The organism is Arthrobacter liuii (genome assembly GCF_014639275.1).
Classification (GTDB): Bacteria; Actinomycetota; Actinomycetes; order Actinomycetales; family Micrococcaceae; genus Arthrobacter; species Arthrobacter liuii.
In genome coordinates this window covers 1-821 of record NZ_BMFW01000082.1, presented here as the reverse complement: position 1 = coordinate 821, position 821 = coordinate 1, and the positions used below count along the sequence as shown (strand labels likewise).

The window sequence follows — 821 nt, the reverse complement described above, 5'->3', positions numbered from 1 at the left end:
GGTTCTCCAACGTCATGGATCCGGAAGACTACGAAGCCTTTCCTTCCTTCGACTCCGACCCCATGCTGCGCAAATGGAACCTCTGGGGCTATATCGATGGCCGGGACGGCGCGCAGGCGGTGCTCCGCGCACTGGAGAACGGCAAACCGGGGTTCGAGGCATTCATCATCGCTAACGCGGACACGGTCATGAGCCGGTCCAGTTCCAGCCTCGCGGCAGAGGTCTATCCGAACGTGAAAGTGGTCAAGGACCTGGGCGAACACGAGACCATGCTCTCCATCGACAAGGCCCGGCGGCTGCTGGGCTTCGAACCGAAACNGGAACCATGACGTTCGGGGCCGAGGCCACCGAGGAAACGTCGCACGCCATCCTTGACAGTTATGTTGAGGCCGGCGGTAATTTCGTCGATACCGCGGACGTTTACAGCGCCGGGGTATCGGAGGAGATCATTGGCCGTTGGCTTGCCCAGCGGCCAGAAGCCAGGGAGCGGGTGGTGCTTGCCACCAAGGGCCGCTTCCCCATGGGTGAGGCCCCGAACGACGTCGGGACCTCCCGCCGCCACCTCACCCGGGCCCTGGATGACTCACTCCGCCGCCTGGGAGTGGAACAAATCGACCTCTACCAGATGCACGCATGGGACCCCATCACACCGCTGGAAGAAACGCTCCGGTTCCTGCATGACTCCGTCAGCAACGGCAAGATCGCCTACTACGGCTTTTCCAACTTCCTCGGATGGCAGATGACCAAAGCGGTCCACATTGCCAAGGCCCACGGCTGGAGCGCCCCCGTAACCCTACAGCCGCAGTACAGCCTGCTGGTCC

General features: G+C 62.6%; 2 protein-coding genes. Both read left to right on the top strand.

What is annotated here, in order from left to right; translation table 11 throughout:
- Window positions 1-329, top strand: a 329-nt coding sequence (locus IEW19_RS23170) for an NAD-dependent epimerase/dehydratase family protein (RefSeq protein WP_188573890.1), incomplete at its 5' end; no start/stop codon positions are given.
- Window positions 326-821, top strand: a 496-nt coding sequence (locus tag IEW19_RS23165; RefSeq protein ID WP_188573305.1) for an aldo/keto reductase, incomplete at its 3' end; no start/stop codon positions are given. The genes IEW19_RS23170 and IEW19_RS23165, both read left to right, overlap by 4 nt.